The 21,009-nt window shown below is 60.3% G+C and carries 18 protein-coding genes; 11 read left to right on the top strand and 7 right to left on the bottom strand.

The annotated features are described in order from the left end of the window. Window positions 1-36 precede the first annotated feature (36 nt). Both CCR96_RS13200 and CCR96_RS13195 read right to left on the bottom strand, forming a co-directional pair. The gene (locus CCR96_RS13200; protein ID WP_201220567.1) at window positions 37-1,002 is read right to left on the bottom strand and encodes a response regulator transcription factor; all 966 of its coding nucleotides are present in this window, start codon (window positions 1,000-1,002) and stop codon (window positions 37-39) included. Between the two features lie 457 nt (window positions 1,003-1,459). Continuing rightward, window positions 1,460-2,470: an RpnC/YadD family protein gene (locus CCR96_RS13195; RefSeq protein WP_201220566.1), complete on the bottom strand. Its 1,011-nt coding sequence runs from the start codon at window positions 2,468-2,470 to the stop codon at window positions 1,460-1,462. An 88-nt stretch (window positions 2,471-2,558) separates the two neighbouring features. On the opposite strand from CCR96_RS13195, the gene CCR96_RS13190 reads away from it, so the two are divergent. From CCR96_RS13190 to CCR96_RS13180, 3 genes are all read left to right on the top strand, one after another. Next, a complete protein-coding gene (locus tag CCR96_RS13190; RefSeq protein ID WP_201220565.1) occupies window positions 2,559-2,786 on the top strand; it encodes a DUF4926 domain-containing protein in 228 nt (75 codons plus the stop codon). A gap of 173 nt (window positions 2,787-2,959) precedes the next feature. Then, window positions 2,960-4,957 carry a ParB N-terminal domain-containing protein gene (locus CCR96_RS13185; RefSeq protein WP_201220564.1) on the top strand — a complete coding sequence of 666 codons (1,998 nt, stop codon included), beginning with the start codon at window positions 2,960-2,962 and terminating at the stop codon, window positions 4,955-4,957. Window positions 4,958-5,009: 52 nt separating this feature from the next. Continuing rightward, entirely contained in the window at window positions 5,010-5,864 is an 855-nt protein-coding gene (locus tag CCR96_RS13180) for a DUF6997 domain-containing protein (RefSeq protein WP_201220563.1), read from the top strand. 36 nt (window positions 5,865-5,900) lie between these two features. On the opposite strand, the gene CCR96_RS13175 is transcribed toward CCR96_RS13180, so the two are convergent. Next, complete coding sequence (locus tag CCR96_RS13175) at window positions 5,901-8,153, bottom strand: DEAD/DEAH box helicase family protein (RefSeq protein ID WP_201220562.1); 2,253 nt, start codon at window positions 8,151-8,153, stop codon at window positions 5,901-5,903. Between the two features lie 349 nt (window positions 8,154-8,502). On the opposite strand from CCR96_RS13175, the gene CCR96_RS13170 reads away from it, so the two are divergent. From CCR96_RS13170 to CCR96_RS13155, 4 genes are all read left to right on the top strand, one after another. After that, window positions 8,503-9,096: a class I SAM-dependent methyltransferase gene (locus tag CCR96_RS13170; RefSeq protein WP_201220561.1), complete on the top strand. Its 594-nt coding sequence runs from the start codon at window positions 8,503-8,505 to the stop codon at window positions 9,094-9,096. Between the two features lie 153 nt (window positions 9,097-9,249). Further along, window positions 9,250-9,480, top strand: a complete 231-nt coding sequence (locus CCR96_RS13165; RefSeq protein WP_201220560.1) for a hypothetical protein — start codon at window positions 9,250-9,252, stop codon at window positions 9,478-9,480. Between the two features lie 10 nt (window positions 9,481-9,490). Next, a complete protein-coding gene (locus CCR96_RS13160) occupies window positions 9,491-9,697 on the top strand; it encodes a hypothetical protein (RefSeq protein WP_201220559.1) in 207 nt (68 codons plus the stop codon). A gap of 57 nt (window positions 9,698-9,754) precedes the next feature. After that, window positions 9,755-10,186: a recombinase gene (locus CCR96_RS13155; protein WP_201220558.1), complete on the top strand. Its 432-nt coding sequence runs from the start codon at window positions 9,755-9,757 to the stop codon at window positions 10,184-10,186. Between the two features lie 45 nt (window positions 10,187-10,231). On the opposite strand, the gene CCR96_RS13150 is transcribed toward CCR96_RS13155, so the two are convergent. Next, window positions 10,232-10,759 (bottom strand): hypothetical protein, encoded by a 528-nt coding sequence (locus CCR96_RS13150; RefSeq protein ID WP_201220557.1) that lies wholly within the window; start codon window positions 10,757-10,759, stop codon window positions 10,232-10,234. Window positions 10,760-10,926: 167 nt separating this feature from the next. Here CCR96_RS13150 and CCR96_RS13145 point away from each other — a divergent pair, with 167 nt between their 5' ends. Both CCR96_RS13145 and CCR96_RS13140 read left to right on the top strand, forming a co-directional pair. Beyond that, the gene (locus CCR96_RS13145; RefSeq protein ID WP_242519029.1) at window positions 10,927-12,432 is read left to right on the top strand and encodes a class I SAM-dependent methyltransferase; all 1,506 of its coding nucleotides are present in this window, start codon (window positions 10,927-10,929) and stop codon (window positions 12,430-12,432) included. A gap of 239 nt (window positions 12,433-12,671) precedes the next feature. Then, window positions 12,672-12,878: a YgaP family membrane protein gene (locus CCR96_RS13140; protein WP_201220555.1), complete on the top strand. Its 207-nt coding sequence runs from the start codon at window positions 12,672-12,674 to the stop codon at window positions 12,876-12,878. Between the two features lie 96 nt (window positions 12,879-12,974). On the opposite strand, the gene CCR96_RS13135 is transcribed toward CCR96_RS13140, so the two are convergent. The 3 genes from CCR96_RS13135 to glgB are packed head-to-tail and all read right to left on the bottom strand — an operon-like array spanning window position 12,975 to window position 17,826. Further along, window positions 12,975-14,435, bottom strand: a complete 1,461-nt coding sequence (locus CCR96_RS13135; RefSeq protein WP_201220554.1) for a cache domain-containing protein — start codon at window positions 14,433-14,435, stop codon at window positions 12,975-12,977. Between the two features lie 47 nt (window positions 14,436-14,482). Continuing rightward, window positions 14,483-15,442, bottom strand: a complete 960-nt coding sequence (locus tag CCR96_RS13130; protein WP_201220553.1) for an MBL fold metallo-hydrolase — start codon at window positions 15,440-15,442, stop codon at window positions 14,483-14,485. Next, window positions 15,439-17,826 carry a 1,4-alpha-glucan branching protein GlgB gene (glgB, locus tag CCR96_RS13125; RefSeq protein WP_201220552.1) on the bottom strand — a complete coding sequence of 796 codons (2,388 nt, stop codon included), beginning with the start codon at window positions 17,824-17,826 and terminating at the stop codon, window positions 15,439-15,441. Before glgB ends, CCR96_RS13130 begins: the two co-directional genes overlap by 4 nt. Before the next feature lie 208 nt (window positions 17,827-18,034). Between glgB and glgC the strand changes: the two genes are divergently transcribed. Both glgC and malQ read left to right on the top strand, forming a co-directional pair. Continuing rightward, the gene (glgC, locus tag CCR96_RS13120; RefSeq protein ID WP_201220551.1) at window positions 18,035-19,306 is read left to right on the top strand and encodes a glucose-1-phosphate adenylyltransferase; all 1,272 of its coding nucleotides are present in this window, start codon (window positions 18,035-18,037) and stop codon (window positions 19,304-19,306) included. Window positions 19,307-19,411: 105 nt separating this feature from the next. Further along, on the top strand, window positions 19,412-20,899 hold the full coding sequence (gene malQ, locus CCR96_RS13115) for a 4-alpha-glucanotransferase (RefSeq protein WP_201220550.1): 1,488 nt from the start codon (window positions 19,412-19,414) through the stop codon (window positions 20,897-20,899). The last annotated feature ends 110 nt before the right edge of the window (window positions 20,900-21,009 follow it).

Below are 21,009 nucleotides of genomic sequence, written 5' to 3'. Positions count from 1 at the left end.
ATGCAGTATGAGCTGTTGCGGCAATCGCCTTATCATTCAGCATCCTGGCTCATCCTGTCGGCGCGGTGCCACCCGCAGGCGCTGGCGCAGCACGGTGGGGGTCAGACCGTATTTGTCCTTGATAGCACGGGTGAGGTCACTGGTGCTGCGGTAGCCCACCTCTAACGCGATGCTCTTGACCGGCAGCTGGGTCTCCGCGAGCAGCTCGCGCGCCCGACGCAGGCGGCATTCGCGCACGAAGCCGAAGACGGTCGTGCCGAATAGGGTGCGAAAGCCCTTGGACAGACGCGGCTGATTGGTCCCGACCAGTCGCGCCAACTCGTTCAGGGGCGGCGGATCAGCGAGCCGCTCGCGCAGGATCTGTCGGGCACGCAGCAGCAGCGCGACATCCGGGTGCTGCGTCCCATCGGCACCAACTGGCGCTGCGACTGAGCGCTCGTCCAACGGGCCGAAGCGTTGCTCATAACTGCGTAGGCGCATCGACAAGGCATGGTGCAGGTGGGTCTGGTGCAGCTGCGCGGTGACACGCGCATGCAGTTCTGCTTCCGCGACCGGCTTGACCAGATAATCGGCCGCGCCCAGCTCAAAACAACGCACCTTGTGCTCGACAGCCTGATGGCCGGTCAGCATCAGCACGGGGATGGCTTGCGTTGCCGATGCCTCCTTGAGTCGCCGCAGGACTTCGAAGCCGTCCAGCCCCGGGAGCGACACATCGAGCAAGATTACATCCGGACGTTGCTCGATGGCGGTGATCAGCGCCTTTCGGCCGCACTGAGCGGTGCTGACGGCGAAGTCATAGTCGCGCAGATGCGCGATCATCACCGCCAGAGCGTCGAGTTGGTCGTCTACCACCAGTAGGTGTGTCGGTGTTTCTCGGCGCCGACCGGCCTGTGGGATCTCGATTGGACTCGGGTCGGGCTCGCCGCCGTAGCCGGCTGCTGCGGGCGGAGGCTTGTCGTGGGTGACAGGCCAACCTGCAGGCGATACGGCTCTAAACGTCATGCGTCTTCTCTCGTCTGTTTCTTTGGATATGCGGTAGGACAGGCCGCCAGTGGGCTGTTCGACGTCGCTTGCAACCGCGCGCGAGGCAGTAGCAGCGCAGCCGTTACATAAACCGCGAGAAAAACTCGATGGTATGACAGCAGGGGATTATTACCATCTTTCTGCAAAATCAGCGCTAGGAGATCGCTCTGCTCGGCCGCTCCACGTTGTGCTAGCGAAACAGATTGTTGCGTTCGGAAAGCGGGAAGGGCAGGCGGATCGGTGACGCCCTTTGCCTCACGCTGGCTAACGCACTCGCATTGGCCCTGATGATGCACAGCGTGTAGTCGTGTCGCAGACTGAATCGGTGCAGTGCCGTGATCCTCAGGCTACAGCACCGAGCAGATCTACATTCTTCAGGCTGCCTGTGACCGGGGTGAATGTCGAAGCCGTCCTGCATGCCCCAGTTTTGGACTGATCACGCCAGCAAGTCGTCCAACGTGCTTGCCGTCAGTATCCGATCGAGCCAGCGGTCAAGCTGGGGGATGTCGGCGGATTCGAGAAGCCGCTGCTGTTCTGGCGTTGGCGTGCCGAACTTGGCTTCGATCAGGCGTAGTAGGCTCTTGAGTTCGCCGCGTTTCTCGCCACGTTTCTCGCCACGTTTCTCGCCACGTTTCTCGCCACGCTCAAGCGCCATCTGCTCATAGCTCATGACATAGGGCATTTGCGTACTCTCCTCTAATGCAATCAGTTCGTTGCGCAACTCGAGCTCGAGACCACGCGGCAGGCGCAGCATCCAGTCGATGAAGCGCAGCAGCGCCAGGACGTCCTCTCGCGCATAGCGGTACTGGTAAAGCAGCCAGATGATCTCGCGCTTGCTCGCCTTGCGCTCGGGGTCCGTGGCCTTGCGGTGTGCGGCCAGCTGCGCCAAGGCGACGACGGCGAAAGGGTTGTTTGCCGCCAGGCCCTTCAGCTGCTCCCAGCGTGCCATCCAGTCCTGCAGGTTATGGACGCGGAAGCGAAACTGAATGCCGTAGCCGTCATGCCCGGCCTCATAGAGCCCAAGGCCAGAACAATCCGGCTGATGAGTCAGCACCGCAAGGCTGATGATCTCCGCCTCTGGGTAATGATCGTGGATGCGATAGTAATACTGGAACATCCGATGGTTGAAGCTGACCTCGGCCTGCCCCTGGATCTCGATATGGATCAGCAGCCACAGCTCCTCGCCCTCCAGGCTGCGCACACGCACCAAGCGATCCGCGAAGCGCTTGCCGAGCTGGGCGTCGCCGGTGATCTTCTGCAGCTCCGCATCCAGGAACTCATACGGCTGACTCCAGTCGATGCGCGCATGGACCGCCGGGAAGAACAGCCGCATGAAGGGTTGGAAATAGGCACTGATGGCCTCTTTCCAGGGCGAGTCGTAATCGGGCCGCTCGGTCGCGCCCGCGCCCGCGCCAGTCTCAGTCGGGAGATCGTCAGTTTGGTTCATCGTCACGATTGTAAAGCTAAACTCAACGTGCTCGTCATCTTGACGAATCAAGGCCATCGCAAGGGCTTTGACAGCCTCGGAGGTTCGAATGATCAAAGAACTCGATACCGTCGTCCTGGCGACCGATCTCGCTGCTCATGGCCTAACCATCGGCGACGTTGGCACTGCTGTCATGGTGCATGGCAATGGTCAGGGCTTTGAAGTTGAGTTCATGACGCGTGAAGGTGCTACGCTCACCGTTGTGAGTCTTGGCGAGGCAGACGTGCGGCCTGTCGACCAAAACGACATTCCCAATGCGCGGGCGGTGACGACCTGATCGATCACAGCCTCTGGCAGAAGGTTGCACAGAACGCGTTCACCAGTCGCGCATATCCGGTGCCGCATCTAGGATCAGGAGATACCCTTGACGGGTCTAAAGACACTGCCTTTGCGGTTGACCTACAGGAGCGGCCGCGATGATCTCGGGCGCGAAGAGTGACCGCAAGCGCTATGAACACAGAGACCCTCTCCAGTGGATTGGCCGGCCTGGGCCAGGCCGCGCAGCAAAACTTCCCCAATGTCATCGATGGCATTTACGGCACGTTTTCGACGCCAGCCGGCAGCGTCTGCTACATGCAGACCAAGGCCAAGATCGGTGGCGGCAGCTCCAAGCACGCGCAGCTGACCCGCTCCTTGGTGCCGGCGCGAGAGGCGTTGAACATCCAAGAGATGGACTTCAACCAGCTCCTGCAACGCGACCTCGACGACCACCGCATTGCCACCAAGCTCATCCCCTATATCCTCGATCCGCCCGCCAACTCGCTACCCGGCTTCTTTCCGCCGATCGTCGCCGTGCTGCTTCCCTTCGATTACAACCAGCAGCCCCTCGATACCTTTCCAGCGCCAGCAGCGGCGCTCGATGTGGATCATCAGTATGGCAGCCGATTTCAGATCACCACGCACGGCCACGCCTATCGCATTCAATACCTCGCCAACGAGCAGGGTGACCTCATCGATCCCCCCATTGCCGTGCTGCGCTGGAACCCCGATCAGGCCAAACTGGTGATCATGGACGGCCAGCATCGCGCCATGTCCCTGCTGGCCATCGAGCGGACCGTTTCCAACTCCTGGCACACCGCGCCCAAGGGAGCCCGTTACCAGCCGTTCTACGAGGAGCACGTCAAACACTGGCTGCGCAAGGCGCGTGATGCTGGCAACCCGGTGGATGTCTCCAAGATTGAGCTACCGGTCACGATCTGCTGGTTCCCCGATGAGCCTGGCCAAGATCCCCGACCGCGCCCGCACCGTGCGGCGCGCAAGCTCTTCGTCGATGTCAACAACACCGCCAAGCCGCCGAGCGAGGCCCGTCTCGTCCTGCTCAGCGATACCGAGCTACGCAATATCTTCGCCCGTGAGTTGCTGAACCGATTGCGCAGGGACGAACGCTGGTCGGAGCGTTTCCCGCTCTACGGCGTCGAGTACGACAACCCCATTGCCAATGTCAGCACGCCGAGGCGCTGGAGCGTTGTCACCAACCTTGAGATCCTCAAGGACTCCGTGGTCCGTGTCGTCTTTGGACCGCCCAAGCTCATCGAGAATCCCACGGCATCGCTGCAAGGCAAGCCGAATGACCGAGAGATGAATCGATTCATGCGCCAACGGCTCGAGGTCGGCAAGCTCTTCTCGAAGCAGTTCCATGACGGCCCACATCGGATGCTCCGCGATGAGATCAGTGACGAGAAATTTCCGATCAATGATGACGTGGAGCACCAGAAGCTGCTCGATGCGTTTTATGAGCGTTGGGGGCAGGGCATTCTGTGGTTGCTGTCGGAGGTGTTGCCCTATCGCGCACACCTCGCAGCGCTGCAACAGCGTTACAAAGATTGGCATGTTGCGACGAATAGCCAAACCCTCGCGAAATCGGCCCTGTTCGAAGACCCATCGATGTACCGTGCCCTGCAAGCTGGCGATGCCGATTGGACAAGCGCAGGCGATACAGCAGATCGCGGATCAAGGCCCGCAGTACCAGCCTCACTCGAAGCCTGGGATTTGCTCGAACACCACGAAAAGCCGGCATTCTTCCGCGAGCGGGCACGCCGCTACCTGGGCTCGGATTCGGCCGAATCGGTCAAAGAGACCAACGCCATTCTCGACCGCTTAACCACGCCACCGGCTCAGATCGGCCTCATGCTGACCTGGTGCTATCTGACGGAGTTGGCAGGCGATCAGCATGACCCTGCCGAGATTGCCGAGATTGCTGCTCACGCCATCAACGCATCGCTGTTGACCGCCGGCCCAAATCGCGTCGATCGGAGAAGATCGGTCCTCTTCCTTGCGCCGATCAGCCAAGCCGACAGCCGTAACTACACCACCACTGATCCTGCAATCGACGCCTTCTTCGGTTACTGGCTGACGCTCGCAATCAACGAAGCAACACTGCCACTCTGGGAGGAAGCCAAGGTGAGCCCAGAGCGAATCCGTGGTGAATGTTGGCCAAGCTGCGCCTGACGATACTCCGCGTCTCTGGCCACCACGCAGCGTTTGGCGACCAAGCCCCCGAATGCCAACCTTCAGCCAAGCCCTCGCAACCCAACCCAAAGCCGGCTTCTGGCTCTATGGCCCCGAGGTCTTTCGGACCTATTGCCGCCGCCACGGACTGCGCGCCGACACGGCTAGCACCATCTCTGTCGACCACGCCAGAACCCTCTCCAGGGAACTGCGTGAAGCAAACACCATGGTGCTGCGCCTAGGCACCGGCCACAGCGATGACGAGGCGCGCGGACAGACCGCCTTCGCGCTGGTTCGGCACGAAGACTGCTCGCTCGCCCCGTTCTTCCTCATCGACGAGGAGATCTTCACAGGCCGCCCAGAGACCTTTATTCCCGACCGCTCCATGCGCGTGCTCTTCCCATTCGGCCTGCTACCGAAGCTCTCCGAGACCTCGCTGCTCACCCTTGCCCACGCCTCCGGCCTTATGGCTGAGGCCCTCGGTTGCGACGACAGCAGCATCCACATGATCCCCGCTACTGGAGCCGGCACCTACAGCTTCAGCTTTACCGTCGGTTCCGACCAACCGCGCCAACTCGACCACATCGCTGGCCAAGTCGAGATTGACTCCGTCTGCATCGGCGTGCGTAACGGTCGCAACCACGTCATTGTCACCGAGGCCAAGCGCGGTCCCTTCGATAGCATCGCCAGGCATAAGCTCGCCTATGCTGTCTGGGCCGTGCGCACCAATATCCCCGACGACATTCCGATCCTTGCCGTTTATCTGCGTGTGACGGACAGGGACCAAGGATTGGAATTCAACGTCGCCGAGTGCGCCATCGACGATGGCCGCTCGGGAGTGCCAAGCCTGCACTCCGTTGAGCCGATTCGGCATCGGCGACTGCGATTGCGGAGTCCGGGCGGCTGATGGCGATCCGCTCGGAATCATTGGCCTTACAGTGCGTTATCTATCGAAATAGTGTGCGATCGATGTGTTGGCAAGATCCAGCAGACGTTCGCGGCTTTTCTTGTCTAAACGCTTCCACAACGTTGGCGCAATTCTTACCTGCGCCAAATCCTTTGCGTAATCGAGAAATCCGCGCTGGGCATATTTCTTGAACGGCATCCCGAGGATCACCTGCTGGATTTCACTTTCAGTGAGTTCCCGCACACGCGCCATCCGCAACTTCCCTTTTTCCGCTGGCAAACCGCAATTCAGTCGCCCGAGGTAGAAGTCCCGAAACGCCAGCGTCAGCAGATTCAGCGAGACCTTGCCTTCCTCGTCAACGGTGTCTAGCAGTGCGCGCAGCAGCACAGGCTTGTAACTGGCGCTCATGTCCATGTCTTCGCAGAATGCAAAGAAGCGCTCGCGGATGTTGGCGGCGGTCACCGGCTTCAGCCCGAACTGGTCGGCAATCGCCTGTTTGCGCTCCTTGGCAAAGTAGAAGTAGCGGCGTCGGCCCAGGCTGAGGTCGTGGTCGGGCGTTAGCTCGCCTTGCAAGACCTTGTTGCGCAGGTAACCTTCTGATGCCGCAAGTTGGCGTTCAAGCTCAGCGACGGGAAGCATGTCCTTGAGGGTACTTTGCCAGTCGAAGACATCGATCTCCTCGAAGTGCTCGGTCCAAAGTCCGAGATTGAGAATGATCGGGTCCTGTGGGCCGGAGCGTGCTTCATCCTCGATGCGATCTTTTGGGGCAACGGCGAAGCCACCGGGCCGATAGCGCCGATTGCCGGTGACGCGATGAACATTCCAGCTTTGGTTGTAGCGGCCAGCGTTATCGACGAAGTCGAAGACCAAGAGGCTATCCTTGCCGGGTGCCTTGCGTGTGCCACGTCCGAGCTGTTGCATGTAGATGATCTTTGACAAGGTCGGCCGCGCCATCAGCAAGACCTCGATGTCCGGACAGTCCCAGCCTTCGTTGAGGAGATCGCAGGCGCAGAGCATGTGCAATTCGCCTTGGGCGAAGGCATCAAGAACCGCATCGCGCTCCTTGTTGGGCATCTGGCCGGAGACAGCGCGTGCGGGTACGCCTTGAGCGCGGTAGCGCTCGGCCAGTGCTTCGCCGTGACGGACATTGACGGCGAAGGTGACGGCTTTGCGACCGCGCACATGCTCCAGATAGGTCTGCACGATCAGCTCATCGCGCGCCGGGATGGTGATCGCCTGCTCGAGATCCTGGCGGTGGTACTGCACTTCGTTGAAGCGCACACGGCTGAGATCGACATTGGTCTTGACGCGCACGCAGCGGATGGGCACCAGCTCGCCGCGCTCGATGGCTTCTTTGAGGCTCAAGCGATGGGCAGTATCGCGAAAGATGTCGAGAATTGACTTGCCGTCCGCGCGCTCGGGGGTGGCAGTCAGACCCAAGGTGAAGACCGGGCGGAAGTACGCCAGCACCTGCTGGTAGCTCTCAGCGGCGGCGTGGTGGGCTTCGTCGATGATCAGATAGCGGAAATGGTTTGGGTCGATGTCGTTCAGGCGGTTGCTGAGCGATTGCACCGTGGCGAGAACGAATTGCGCATCGGGCTCAAAGCGTCCGCCTTGGATGATGCCTGTGCTGGCCTCTGGCCATTGTGCGTTGACAGCACGCTCGGTTTGGCGGATCAGGTTCTTGGTGTGTGCGACATAGAGCACCGGCTCACCGATACGCCGGGCGTCTTCGATGGCGGTAAAGGTCTTGCCGGCACCGGTGGCGTGGCCAAGCAGAGCGATAGTGGTGCCTTCTGCGCGGATGAGCGTGAGCCAGTCGAGTGCTTCGCCCTGGTGGGTGCGGAGGTTGAAGTCGGCCGTACAGGCGCGTTGTTTGGGCAGAAAATCATCCATGTCGAGCAGACCAGGCATCCGCTCCAGGAAGAGCGCGAGCTGTTCCTTGACCCGTTCTCGGCGCTGATCGAGTTCGTGATCGGTCCAGCGATACACCTGCCAGCCCTGATGGATCAGGCTGTTCTGACGCAGCAAGTCGTCTTCGTACTTGATGCGGTCGAAGCCTGGTGGCTGATAGTGCGTGGGACCATCGACCTCGAACGCAATTTTCTTGCCGCCAGCACGCAGGGCGAAATCGATGAAGCGGGCGCCACCGTCGATGTCCCGCACCGCGAACTCGGGCGCTAGGAGTAGTGCCTTTTCTGGCCCAAACAGCTCAACAAAAATGCTAATGAAGTCGTCTTCGGGTTGGGTAGACTGGTGAGCGGAGGTCGTGGGGCTTTCCTGTGGCATCGTCTCCCCGTCGTTTCGTAGCAAATTGTTTCAGTACGTTAGGCTGCGTGTAGGACTCATGTCGCAACATCGCAGACCGTTGAGGTCGGAGTTGAGGTCATGACATCCGCCAGATTCGCCTCGATGTCGGCCTCTGTCTTTTACAGAGCACGCTGCTGCCTTGCCCGGTAGATATTGAGACCGGTCAACTAAAAATGTTCGACGCGATCCCGAGGGGCCGTGAATCCGGTCATTGCCTCAAGGGGGGCTAACCCCAAGGCCATCTGTCTTGGCAGTATAGAGGCTTTCAGCAGGCATCCAGCATCGCGCGAAGTGCCGGCGCGGCAGCAAGCATACTTCGAGCAACCTGATGCAGAGTTCAGATCCCACCCTGGCGTACTACGACGCTGAGGCGGAATCATTTTTCGCCACCACCGTCGATGTCGACATGTCGTCGCTCTACGAGCCGTTCTTGCGCCAACTGGCTGAGGGCGCGGCGATTCTTGATGCTGGCTGTGGCTCCGGGCGCGATGCACGGATCTTCAACGAGCGGGGTTATGCGGTCACGGCGATGGAGCCATCTCCAGCCTTAGCCGCGCTCGCCGAGGCGCACTGCGGGCTGCCGGTAGAGATCCGTCGCTTCCAAGCCATCGACTGGTGCGGGTGCTTCGATGGCATCTGGGCCTGTGCTAGCCTGTTGCACGTGCCTTTGGCAGAGTTGCCGGAGATCATGCAGCGCTTGGCTCGGGCACTGAGAGCCGGCGGAATTCTCTACGTTTCGTTCAAGTACGGGCGCGGCCAGCGAGTGCACGGCGGCCGGCGTTTCACCGATCTCGACGAAGCAGGGTTGGCGAAACTGCTCTGCAGGGTGCCCGCGTTGAAGTTGGTCGAGAGCTGGATAACCGCCGATCGTCGCCCTGATCGTGAGGGCGAGCGCTGGCTGAATGCGCTCCTCAGAGCCTGATTACTTTCATGCCAATGAAGACAACCTATTATGCCGATGACGATATTCTGGAAATTCATATCAACGACAAGCCCGAGACACGTGAGGTCTCTCAGGGTTGGAATGTGAATATTGGTAGTACCCCGTCACCGTTATCCGCAAGAGGCTTCAGCCATGATGCGATTTTCCGAGCGATTTATAGAGCAGGGACGGCAAGAGGGCCAGAAAGAAGAAGCCCGACGGCTTCTCGGCAAGCAGATCCAGCTGAAATTCGGCGAGCTACCGGATTGGGCCGAACAACGCCTGACGCAAGCAGATCATGCCAGTCTTGGAGGACTGGTCAGCAGCCATCTTATCCGCCGACAGTTTAGAGAGCCTGCTCAGTCAACATTGATTTCTCGATAGAGAGCGGTCCATGAAAATCAGCGATCTGGTTCGGTTCAACGACGAACGATTCTTCGATGGCGCCGTGCAGCTGCGCTGGGTGCGGGAGCGGCCGGAGCTGGCGCGCGAGGCAGCGAGCGCCTTTGTATTTCATGGTCATCCTGATCCTGAACGAAAGCGACGACTATCCGCGCCAGACCGGGCCAAACAGCTCGACGCCGGTGTGCAAGCTGCGTGATGGGATCGCGAAAGGCGATGCGCTTGACGATGAGACTCGATCAACTCGAGGTATGAGATGTCTAGCAATAAAGAGATTCAGTCCGATCCCGGGCAGATTGAGAAAGACAACGAGCGGTTGTTGTCCGCTTTTGAGCAATGGCTTGGAGACGCCGGTCTTTCAGATGCAACCGTTGATCGCCACGTCACCAACATCTCGTTCTTTCTTGAGCATTTTCTCCAGTACTACGAGGCCGTTAATGCGCGCAATGGCGCGGAGTATGTGGCGGAGTTCCTTGGCGATTGGTTCATCCGCAAGGCCATGTGGTCGAGTGAGTCGAGTATCAAAGGCAATGCCGCGAGCTTGAAAAAATTCTATGCCTTTCTCGCCGAGCGCGGTGAGGTTGAGCAGCATGTGGTCAAGGATCTGAATCAGACCATTAAGGCTGGGATGCCGATCTGGCTCGAGAGTATGCGCAGGTACATGGATGTGGAAGACGATGACTGGTGAGCGGCAAGGCGCTTGCCTGGTGAGGAATGTGCCGCTGCTGACTGGCTAGCGCGCCGCCGCGGCCATCACCTCGGCCAGATCCGCCTCGATGTCGGCCCAGACCTTTTCCAAGGCGCGCTGCTGCACCGCCTCGTAGATCTTGAGACTGATCAACTGATGCAGCTTGACTTGATCCCGGTGGGCCGCGAAGCCGTCTGGCCCAAGCTGCTGCTCCATTAGCTTCAGGTTGGCGCTGACCATGGCCGGGGCGTTGGCTTCGATCCAGGTGGCGATGTCGCGTTCGACCGAGAGTTCGATCTCGACGCCTCGACCGTCTAGGTAGGCGAGCACACTGGCGCTGAATGTCTCCATGCGCAGACGCTCTTCGATGGTTGCCGCCGTCAAGCCCTTTTCGGCGAAGTAGCTTGGCGCGAATTGCTCGAGGAAGGTCTTGGCTCGAACGCTGATCCGCTCGCCGTCTTGCCAGATCAGCAGGCTGAAGACCTCGGCGACACGCTCGTGAGAGCCGGTTGCCACCGCCGCGCGTAGCGCTGGCATCCAGTGGCATTCTTGATTGGTTTGACCCTTCGTCATCGTGGCCTCTCCCCCTTGTGCTTGCCCAAGCGCGGCTAACCTCAACGTCACCGATTCTGTCAGTATAAAGGTCTTTCGCTCAGCACCCAGCATCGCGTTATTGTCTGTGAGCCCTCGGTCGTCATCGATCATTCCCACGGGTGCGGTAAACCAGCATGAGTGAAGATATGCCAGGCAAAGTGATCGGCCGTCGAACCTACCTGCATGTCGAGACGCTGGCGGCTCTCGATGAGGCTCGCCGCGAGGCTTGGGAGCAGGCCGTCAGGCAGGCGGAGCTGGCTGCCGGGCTGGAGCGGGGCGAGCGGTTCAATGTGCTGCGCTTGGATGCCGACGGCCAGGTGGCGCTGCTTCATTATCCCCACTTCTTCGATGACCCCTTCCCAGCGCTGCGCGAGAGCTGGCGCTTTGAGCCGAGCACGGGTGAGATCGGCTATCGCACCTACGCCGACTCCCTCAACCCGCCGATCCTGCATCGTAAGGAACTGCTACTGCCGAGCGATCATCCGCGTCATGATGAATATGTAGCGCTGACAGCGGCAGCAGAGGCGATCGGCCTGTTCGAGGATAGCACCCGTATCGGCTATCAGCGCCAGTGGTTGGCGTTGGTCCGAGAGAAAGGTTATCGCATCGATGGCCATGCGTTGCTGCCGCTGGGCAATCTTGATGTCGATGAGGTCGAGACGGCGGCCGACGATGGCGCACCCTTGCATGCGGGCTGGGAGGCCGCGCGTCAGCGCACCGCCATGGTTCGCTATGGCTTTTCGGCGCCAATCCAGAGCTTCCATATCGGCTCTGGCAAGCTGACGCTGATGCGCTTCGACGACTTTGAGGGGCAGGCGCTACCGCGCCTGTTGGAACGTGTGAAAATCAAGATGCGCGACCAGGATGTCGACCTGTTTGGCTACGGCGAGCAGTTCGAGCCGCCATTCCTGTACCGCAAATCGCGCTACATTAATGAGGAATTTCCGGGTTATCCACAGCAGTTGGCATTCGATGACACGCTGGAGCAGCTCGCGGCAAAAGGGCTGTTTAGCCTTGCCGGCTATGGCCCTCCGGCGATGGAGCTGACCGCAATCTTGGCTCGCCACCACTGGCAACTGGATGGGCTGCGCCTGCGCCGATTACAGACGATACCGGCACTAGATGATGCTTGCGGGCGGTTCCTGACCTTTCGGCAGTTGATTGAGTGTGGCGAGACCTGGCAGCGTCTGCGGGCTGCGGGCGAGTTCGACAATCGTCCGCAGCGCGCTGATAGCTACAGGGCGCTGCTGGAGCTGGCAGAGCAGGTGTTAGACCCGGTGATCGACTGGTTCGGGATGATCCGCCTGACTTATGGCTTTTGCTCGCCAGCGCTGGCGCGGCAGATCCCAGGGCGCATCGATCCGAAACGCGATCAGCATGCCGCGCATGAGCGTAATCGCCTTGGCAATCTGATCTGCCCCCGTCTGGGTGCAGCGGTGGACTTCATCATCGAGGACGAAGACATGCGCGAGGTGGCCGAGTGGGTGGCAGCGAATACACCATTCGACCGGCTCTACTTCTATGGCGCGGATCAGCCGATTCATGTCAGCTATGGTCCGGAGGACTCACGCCAGATCGTGACCATGTCCCCAGGCCCTAGCGGGCGCTTGCTGCCGCGGAGCCTGAGTGTCAATGCCTTTTTGGAGAGGTAATCCTCACTGTTCCTCTGCATCGGCCTGCCGCTGCTTGAACAAGGCATTCGACTCATCGAGCAGCGCCGCGAGGTCCGCGACTTTGTTAGACTCAGCAGGCTCGACCAACTGGCTCGACTTTCTGGTCGCTCGATATGCCCCCGGTGCGAAGTTGGATCGGCCATCGGCCACCCGAGCGAGCCGGCGACCAGCTCACGGCTAAACAGTTAAACATCTAAATTTACAAAGGAAAAACCTCCATGGCCTTACCTAAGAACGTCGGCAACGGCGATAGCAACATCCGTTTGATCGCGGCCGCTGTGATCATCACCATTAGCTTTTTTATCCCCGCCATGGCGCTTCAAATGCTCCTGACGGTCATCGCGCTGGTGCTGCTCTTTACGAGTTGGAAGCGTACCTGCTTCGCGTACATTCCGCTCAAGATCGATACGACGAAGAACGATTAGCTGTTTTTTGCTCCGCGGGAATCGTCATCCGGACGACGGCGAGGAGCAGGTTGCTTTCCAGCTGTCATTGGCGTGATGATGGGTTTTCGGAACTGCCTATCGCGGTCGGTTTGTTTCCAACGGATAGGCAATCGCGCTCTGGTAGACCTGTCCTAGATCTTCCAGATCATCCAGGCATTGCCAACGCAGACCCGCCGACTCCGACAATCGCCAACGCACTAGGGTGCTGCCCTGCCGAGGATCGTGTGTCAGGGTGGCGCTTTCGGCCTCGGCCACACGGGCGAAACGGATCTGGGAAAGCAGCAAACCCTCAGCGAGCAGACGCTGCACCGCGCCGCCTAGGCTCCGATCGTGAGGAGCAACCAGCACCACCTTGAGGTCGCGCACCTCGTAAGGCAGTAACCGAAATCTTTTGATATCGCGCAACATATTGCCCAGCAGATCGGTCTCCGTTCCGCCGTAGATCCGGTCACGCTCGCTGGCGTGGCCCAGAATTGCCTCGCCGCTGGGAAGGATCATCAGCAGGCCGGTGCAGGTGGAAATACCGAATGTCAACAGGGGCGCATCAGCAGACGAGCGAAACTCGTCCATGTCCACGATGGTGCCATCTCCGGGCAGCACATGCTCGGCGCAGAAAGCCGGATCGCCCACTGGGAGATAGCGCTCAAGGAGCGAAACATCTTCCGCGTGCTGTTGCCGGAAGTGGTTGGTTAGGATCTCGTCTTCGTCGATCTTGGCGACCAGCAGCCAATCGCTGTCCTGGACGCGGCAGAGGGTAAACGAGGTCAGCACCGGGTAGCCTCGGTAATCGATCACTCGCCGGTGTCCCTCGCCCTGGGAAAATTTGGGCTCCAGGTTTTTCGCGGCCAGGTGCCGTAGCAACGCCCCCTGGTCGGGGTGCAGTCGGCTGGCCGTGAGCATCTGGTGGCGACGATTGGCGAGAAAGACCTCTCCAGTCTGGCCCAGATCATCTTCTCGGGTGAAGATCCTGTTGATCCGGTTTAGGGCAGACTGGCAAACCAGCCAGCCCTGCCTTTGGCCGTCGATGACCATGGGCTCGACAAAAAAGGCCGATGGTTCATCCGACGCCCAATAGAAATCGTAATCCACAAACGATCGCTCCGGATCGCGCAACAGTTGGCGAGACAGCGCCGATTCAGCCAGCCGACCCGAAAACAAGTGCTCGTGATAGTCCCGCTCGTGCCGGATGGTAGAAAGGACGAATCCACTCTTGTCGACGAACAAGATGTCATGGAAGATCGAGTAGTGTTGGAGATAGTGATCGCGGATGGAGTTCTTGAGCTGTTCGATGCTCTGAACCACCTCGGGCGGCGCCGGCAACTGTCCCTGCAGCTGGTGATAGCGCTGCTTGATCTTGAAGTAGTCCTGAAAATGGACGTCGGTGGATGCCTGGCCGGCCAGTTGCTGCAGCCGTTGAAGATAGCCCTCTAGCTGATTTTGCCGGGTATCGCGGATCTGATCCAGGGCGTTATAGGTATCCTCAAGTACCGGATGCATGCCCTCATCGGCCTGAACCGGCAGGACGAGGAGCAGCATCAGAATGATAAGGGTCGTACCTTGTCGCATGCGAACGCTGAAAAATCTCAGAAGGCCTCGGCCTCCACTTCCAGATAGGCCAGTGAAATGTGCTTGCCGAGTTCGTCCTCGAAGCCAGCCCAGTCCTGGTAGGCGCTGAGGCGTTTGGCGATGGGGGCCTTCATCTCGAAATCGCTCATGCCGGCATCGAACAGCTCAGCCACCGCTTCACGGAGGGTCGCGACGTAGACGAGATTCTCCTCAATGATCTCAGGGCCGCCAACCGGGCCGTGGCCCGGTACGACGACCTTGACCGGAAGCGCCTTGGCGCGTTCCAGTGTGTCGATGAGACCTGCAAACGAGGCGTCATCAAAGCGCACGATACGCTGGTTGTTGGCGTTGTCGGCGGCAAAGAGCACAGCGCGCTCGGGGATCTCGATCATGAGGTCATTGTTGGTATGCGCCTGTCCCCAATGATGAATGCGATAGGTGAGTCCGCCGAGCTGTAGTTCGGTTTCACCGCCGACGGCTTGGGTGGGTCCTACCGCCTCAGTGCCGGCAGTCGCGCCTTCGGTGGCCCTTAGCATCAGGTCGAGCCATTGCTCGCCGGCACCGTTCTCGATGGCTTCGATCATGTTGGGATGGGCATAGATCGGTACGTCCGGGTAAGCGGCCTGGATCGCCTGGTTGCCTAGCCAGTGATCGCCGTGAACGTGCGTGTTGAGCACCGCAATGATCGGGGCTTCGGTCACCTTGCGCAGTGCGCGCAGGACCATCTCGCCGCTCTGAACACTGGCGCCCGGATCGATCACGACGACGCCAGCGTCGGTCACCACCCAGGCCGGGTTGTTCATGAAGCCCTGATTCTCAGGGGATGGATAGGCGATGGGGCCTTGGATCACGTAGACGCCGGCGGCGACCTCTTGAAACGGATAGTCGGGTACGGCCGGCCCGCGCTCGACGGCAGCGGCCAGGTTGGCAAGGATGAGCAAGACGAGTGCAAGCAGGCTGAATGGTTGTCGCTTCATCGGCTCGACTCCATGGGGTAGGTGGTAAACTGGGTATCAGCAGCGGCGGTTGCCGCTGGTGAGTTGGTCGCGTTATCGGAGCCGCTCTGATCAGTGTCAGTCGTGTTCCGCGCGGCTCGACCTTCGGCCAAGATGGGTGCAGTTGGGCTCGACGCGTCGGCGGCATTGGCGTCATCGGATGCAGCCGAGCTTGGTTCGAGCACCATGATGACACCTGCCAGCGGCGGCAACGCGAGCGGGATCGAGTAGGGGCGGCCCATCCAGCTGCTGCGCTCTGAATGCACGCCGCCCCGATTACCGACGTTGCTGCCACCATAGAGTTCGGCGTCGGAGTTGACGGCCTCGCGATAGTAGCCCTCGACCGGGACGCCGATGCGGTAGTTCTCGCGCGGGACCGGGGTGAAATTGAAGGCGCAGGCGACCAGCTGCTTGCCGTCTTTGGACTTGCGCAGATAGCTCAATACCGACTGGCTGGAGTCGTGGCAGTCGATCCACTCGAAGCCTGAGCTTTCGAAGTCGACCTCGTGCAATGCCGGTTCGGTGCGGTAGAGCTGGTTGAGATCGGCGACGATTGTCTTCACGCCCTGATGCTGCGGTCGTTCGAGCAGCTCCCACTCGGCGGCGGCATCAAAGTTCCACTCACGACCCTGTGCAAACTCGCAGCCCTGGAACAGCAGCTTCTTGCCCGGATAGCTGAACATGAAGGTGTAGAGCAGGCGCAGCGAGGCGAACTTCTGCCAGGCATCACCGGGCATCTTGTCGAGCATCGACTTCTTACCGTGCACGACCTCGTCATGGCTGAACGGCAGCACGAAGTTCTCGGTGAAGGCGTAAAGCAGACCGAAGGTCAGCAGGTCATGGTGGTAGTGGCGATAGATCGGGTCCTTCTCCATGTACGATAGGGTGTCGTGCATCCAGCCCATGTTCCATTTCATACTGAAGCCGAGACCGCCCAGATAAGTCGGCCGCGAGACCTGCGGCCAGGAGGTCGATTCCTCGGCGATCATCAGCGAGCCAGGATGTTGCTCATGGGTCACGGTGTTGAGCTGGCGCAACAGCTCAACCGCGTCCAGGTTCTCGTTGCCGCCGTACTTGTTGGGTATCCACTCACCGTCATTACGCGAGTAGTCGAGGTAGAGCATTGAGGCCACGGCGTCGACGCGCAGGCCGTCGATGTGGTACTCATCGAGCCAGAAGAGGGCGCTCGAGAGGAGAAAGTTCTTCACCTCGTGGCGGCCATAGTTGAAGATCAGCGTGCCCCAATCTTTATGTTCGCCCTGGCGCGGGTCGGCATGCTCGTACAGCGCGGTGCCGTCGAAACGAGCCAGTGCGACGGTATCGCGCGGGAAGTGGGCTGGTACCCAGTCGAGCAGCACGCCGATGCCCCGCGCGTGCAGATAGTTGACGAAATAACGGAAATCATCAGGCGTGCCGAAGCGTGCGGTTGGCGCGAAATAACCCGTCGCCTGATAGCCCCAGGAGGCATCCAGCGGATGTTCGGTGATCGGTAGTAGCTCGAGGTGGGTGAAGCCCAGCTCCTTGCAGTGTTCGGCCAACTGCTCGGCGAGCTCGCGGTAGTTGAGGAAGCTGCCGTCCTCGGCGCGGCGCCAAGAGCCGAGATGCACCTCATAGACGGACATCGGCTGCTGCTGCCAGTTGTTCTTGGCGCGTGCCTCGAGCCAGTCCTGGTCGGTCCAGACGAAGTCACTCGGGGCGTGCAGGATGCAAGCATTATCCGGACGCTCTTGAAAGGCGCTGGCGTAGGGGTCGATCTTGACCATCGGCACGCCCTCGGCGGAGCGCAGCTCGAACTTGTACAGCGACTCTGCGTCCAGTCCGGGGATGAACAACTCCCAGACCCCGGAGCCGGGGCGAACCCGCATCTGATGCTCACGACCGTCCCAGTTGTTGAATTCGCCGACGACGCTGACTCGGGTCGCACCAGGCGCCCAGACGCCGAACTGGAAGCCGGTGATGCCATCAACCTCTAGTTGATAGGCGCCAAGAAAGCGATAGGCGTGCCAGTGGCGACCCTCCCCGAAGAGATGCAGGTCGAAGTCCGGGATCTGGGGGCCGAAGCTGTAGGGATCGTGCTGGATATGAACCTGCCCCTGCTTGTCGTACCAGCTGATCTGATAGTCGTCATCGACGGCGCTCGCTGGTCCCTCCCAGACGAAGAGGTCGGTTCCTTCGATGCGGCTGAGTTCAATATCGCCCTTGCCGATACGTACCCGCTCGGCGCGCGGTAACAAGACGCGAACGATGACATTGCCGTCACCTTGGTCGTGACGCCCGAGGACCTCGAAGGGGTCGTGATGTCGGGCCTCGACGATCCGCAGCAACGGCTCGGGAAGGTTAGGGTAACGAAGCTGACTCTCGGGCATGTGTATCGGTATCCTGAGGCTCTTTACGCCGACGATGTTACCATAGCGATGGAATGCACCGGCTCGGATGGTTGCCGTCAACTGGCTGAGCCGTATTGTTGCCGTCAACCGCGCTGGATGGCGCGTTCTGCAAGGTTGGCTGAGGTCCGGCTGTCGAGTCGGCCCCTTGCATCCACCTCGAATCGGCGCTTGCGTCCGGAGGTTCAGCATGGCGGAAGACAACCCACGTTTCGTTAGTCGTCTGACGCGAAACACCTTGGCGCTGATCCTGGCCGGCGGTCGCGGCTCGCGGTTGCGTCAGCTCACGCAATGGCGCTCGAAGCCCGCGGTGCCGTTCGGTGGCAAGTTTCGCATCGTCGACTTTCCGCTCTCGAATTGCATCAACTCCGGAATTCGCCGTATCGGGGTATTGACGCAATACAAGGCGCATTCGCTGATCCTACACATTCAGAAGGGCTGGGGCTTCCTCCGCGGTGAGTTCGGCGAGTTCGTCGAGCTGTGGCCGGCGCAGCAACGGGTGGCTGAAACCGCTTGGTACGCCGGTACCGCCGACGCGGTATTTCAAAATTTAGACATCATTCGCAGCCACGATCCCGAGTACGTTTTGGTGCTGGCTGGCGACCATATCTACCAGATGGACTATGGACCGATGATCGCGCAGCATGTCGAATCCGGCGCCGATATGACGATCGGCTGCATCGAGGTCGAGCGCGAACGGGCTTCGGGCTTTGGCGTCATCAGCGTCGATGATGAACAGCGTGTGCGCGCCTTTCTCGAGAAGCCGGCCGATCCGCCCTCGCTGCCAGACCGGGACAACATCGCATTGGCGTCGATGGGCATCTACGTGTTCAATCGAGATTTCCTGTTTGAACAGGTCATCGCTGACGCCGATATGCCGGGTTCTAGCCATGATTTCGGTAAGGACGTGATCCCGCGCGCGATCGAACGCTATCGCGTGATGACCTATCCATTCCGTGATCCGCACAGTGGCGCCCAGGCCTACTGGCGTGATGTCGGCACCATCGATGCCTTTTGGGAAGCGAACCTGGAACTGATCGGAGTGACCCCACCACTCAGTCTCTATGACGATGAGTGGCCTATCTGGACCTATCAGGAGCAGCTACCGCCGGCCAAGTTTGTCTTCGATAACGATATCCGCCGCGGTATGGCGGTCGATTCGATGGTCTCCGGCGGCTGCATCATCTCCGGCGCGCTGGTGCGCCACTCGCTGTTGTTCTCAAATGTGCGGGTGCACTCGTTCGCACATGTCGAGGACAGTGTGATCCTACCGAATGCGGATATCGGGCGCGGTTGTGTGGTCCGTCGCGCCATCGTCGACCACTGGTGCCGGCTTCCGGAAGGCATGCGCATCGGTTGCGATCGCGCTGAGGACATGGCGGCCGGACTCTATGTGTCCGAAGGTGGCGTTACCCTGGTGACACCGGAGATGCTCGGCCAAAGCATCAACCGAATACGCTGACCTTAAGTTTATCGCGCGGCTGGTCGCTGCTGGCTATAAGAGCTGATGCGGCGGGCGCGCTAGCGGTTTCCTTCACACTCGTCATCTCGACCAAGCTGTATTTCTATGCACGAAGCCCCTGCGACCGACTGCCTCGACCAGCGCCGTGCCGGCGTCTTGTTGCACCTAACCTCGCTACCTGGCGGGGGACCCTGCGGTGACCTTGGCTCGGAGGCCTTTAATTTTGTCAATTTCCTCGCCGATGCCGGCGTCAGTGTCTGGCAGATGCTGCCGATCGGTCCGCCGCAGGCCGGCGATTCGCCTTATCAAACCAGCTCGGCGCATGCCGGCAGCGCGCGGCTGATCGGCCTCGAGCCGTTGGTGGCGCGGGGTTGGCTGCCTGCTGATCGGGGCCTGGCCGATAGCGACGCGGCCAAGCTTGAGCGTCTGCGTCAAGCGCATCAGGGCTTCTTGGGAGCGGCTTCCGCGGAAGAACGCGCGGAACTCGACCAATTCTGTGATTCGCAGCGCTTCTGGCTTGACGACTATGCGCTCTATCGCGCCATTCACGAGGAGCGCGAGGCGCCTTGGTGGCAATGGCCGAAAGGGCTGCGTAACCGCGACGGACGAAGCCTTGGCCAAGCCCGTCGGCGGCTGGGAAAGACCATCGATTACATCCGTTTCGAGCAGTTCGTCTTCTTTCGCCAATGGGACGCGCTGCGCGCGCACGCGAATGAGCGCGGGGTGCGTCTATTTGGTGACATGCCGATCTTTGTTGCCCATGACAGCGCCGAGGTCTGGGCCCGTCCAGGGGACTTTGACCTTAATGCCGACGGCACCTGCCGCGTGGTCGCCGGCGTGCCACCGGATTACTTCTCGGCAACTGGCCAGCGTTGGGGCAACCCGCTCTATCGCTGGGAGCAGCTGGAGAAGAACGGCTTTCGCTTCTGGCTGGATCGGATGCGCACTCAGCTGCGCTTGTTCGACATGATCCGCATCGATCATTTCCGCGGCTTTGAGGCCTACTGGGAGGTGCCCGCCGAGGAAGAGACGGCGATGAACGGAACCTGGGTCAAGGCGAAGGGCGATGCGCTGTTCATGCGCTTGCGAGACGAATTTGGGGTCTTGCCGCTGATTGCCGAGGACCTTGGGGTGATCACCGATGAGGTCGATGCCTTGAGGCGACGGTACCGGATGCCCGGCATGAAGGTGCTCCAGTTCGCCTTCGAAGGGGGGGCTGCCAACCCTTATCTGCCCTTCCATCACGGGCGCGATTCAGTCTGCTACACCGGGACTCACGATAACGACACCTCATTAGGTTGGTATGAAGCCCTTGATGAGGGTCTGCGTCAGCATGTCGATGACTACCTCGGGCATTCTCAGGAGCCGATGCCATGGCCGATGACCCGCGCCGCTTTTGCCTCGCGGTCTGACCTGGCGGTGGTGCCGATGCAGGATCTGATGGGGCTTGATGGCGATCATCGGATGAACCGGCCTGGGGTGCCGACGGGTAACTGGCGTTGGCGCTTTCAGTGGGATCAGCTCGATGCGCAGCTCGCGCAGCGGATCAAGCATCTGATCACGCTCTATGGGCGCCTTCAGCGCGCTGATTAGAAGCGAAGTGGCGGGCAGTCTTGCTGATCGGACTCGAGCAGCATTTCGACGCTGGCCTGCCAAGCGACTGCAATCGCATCGTCTTGAGGCTGCAACGGTATCGTCACCTT

This window comes from Halochromatium roseum (genome assembly GCF_016653315.1).
Taxonomy (GTDB): Bacteria; Pseudomonadota; Gammaproteobacteria; order Chromatiales; family Chromatiaceae; genus Lamprobacter; species Lamprobacter roseus.
The sequence above is the reverse complement of the archived record's forward strand: the minus strand, read 5'-3'. Positions and strand labels throughout refer to the sequence as shown.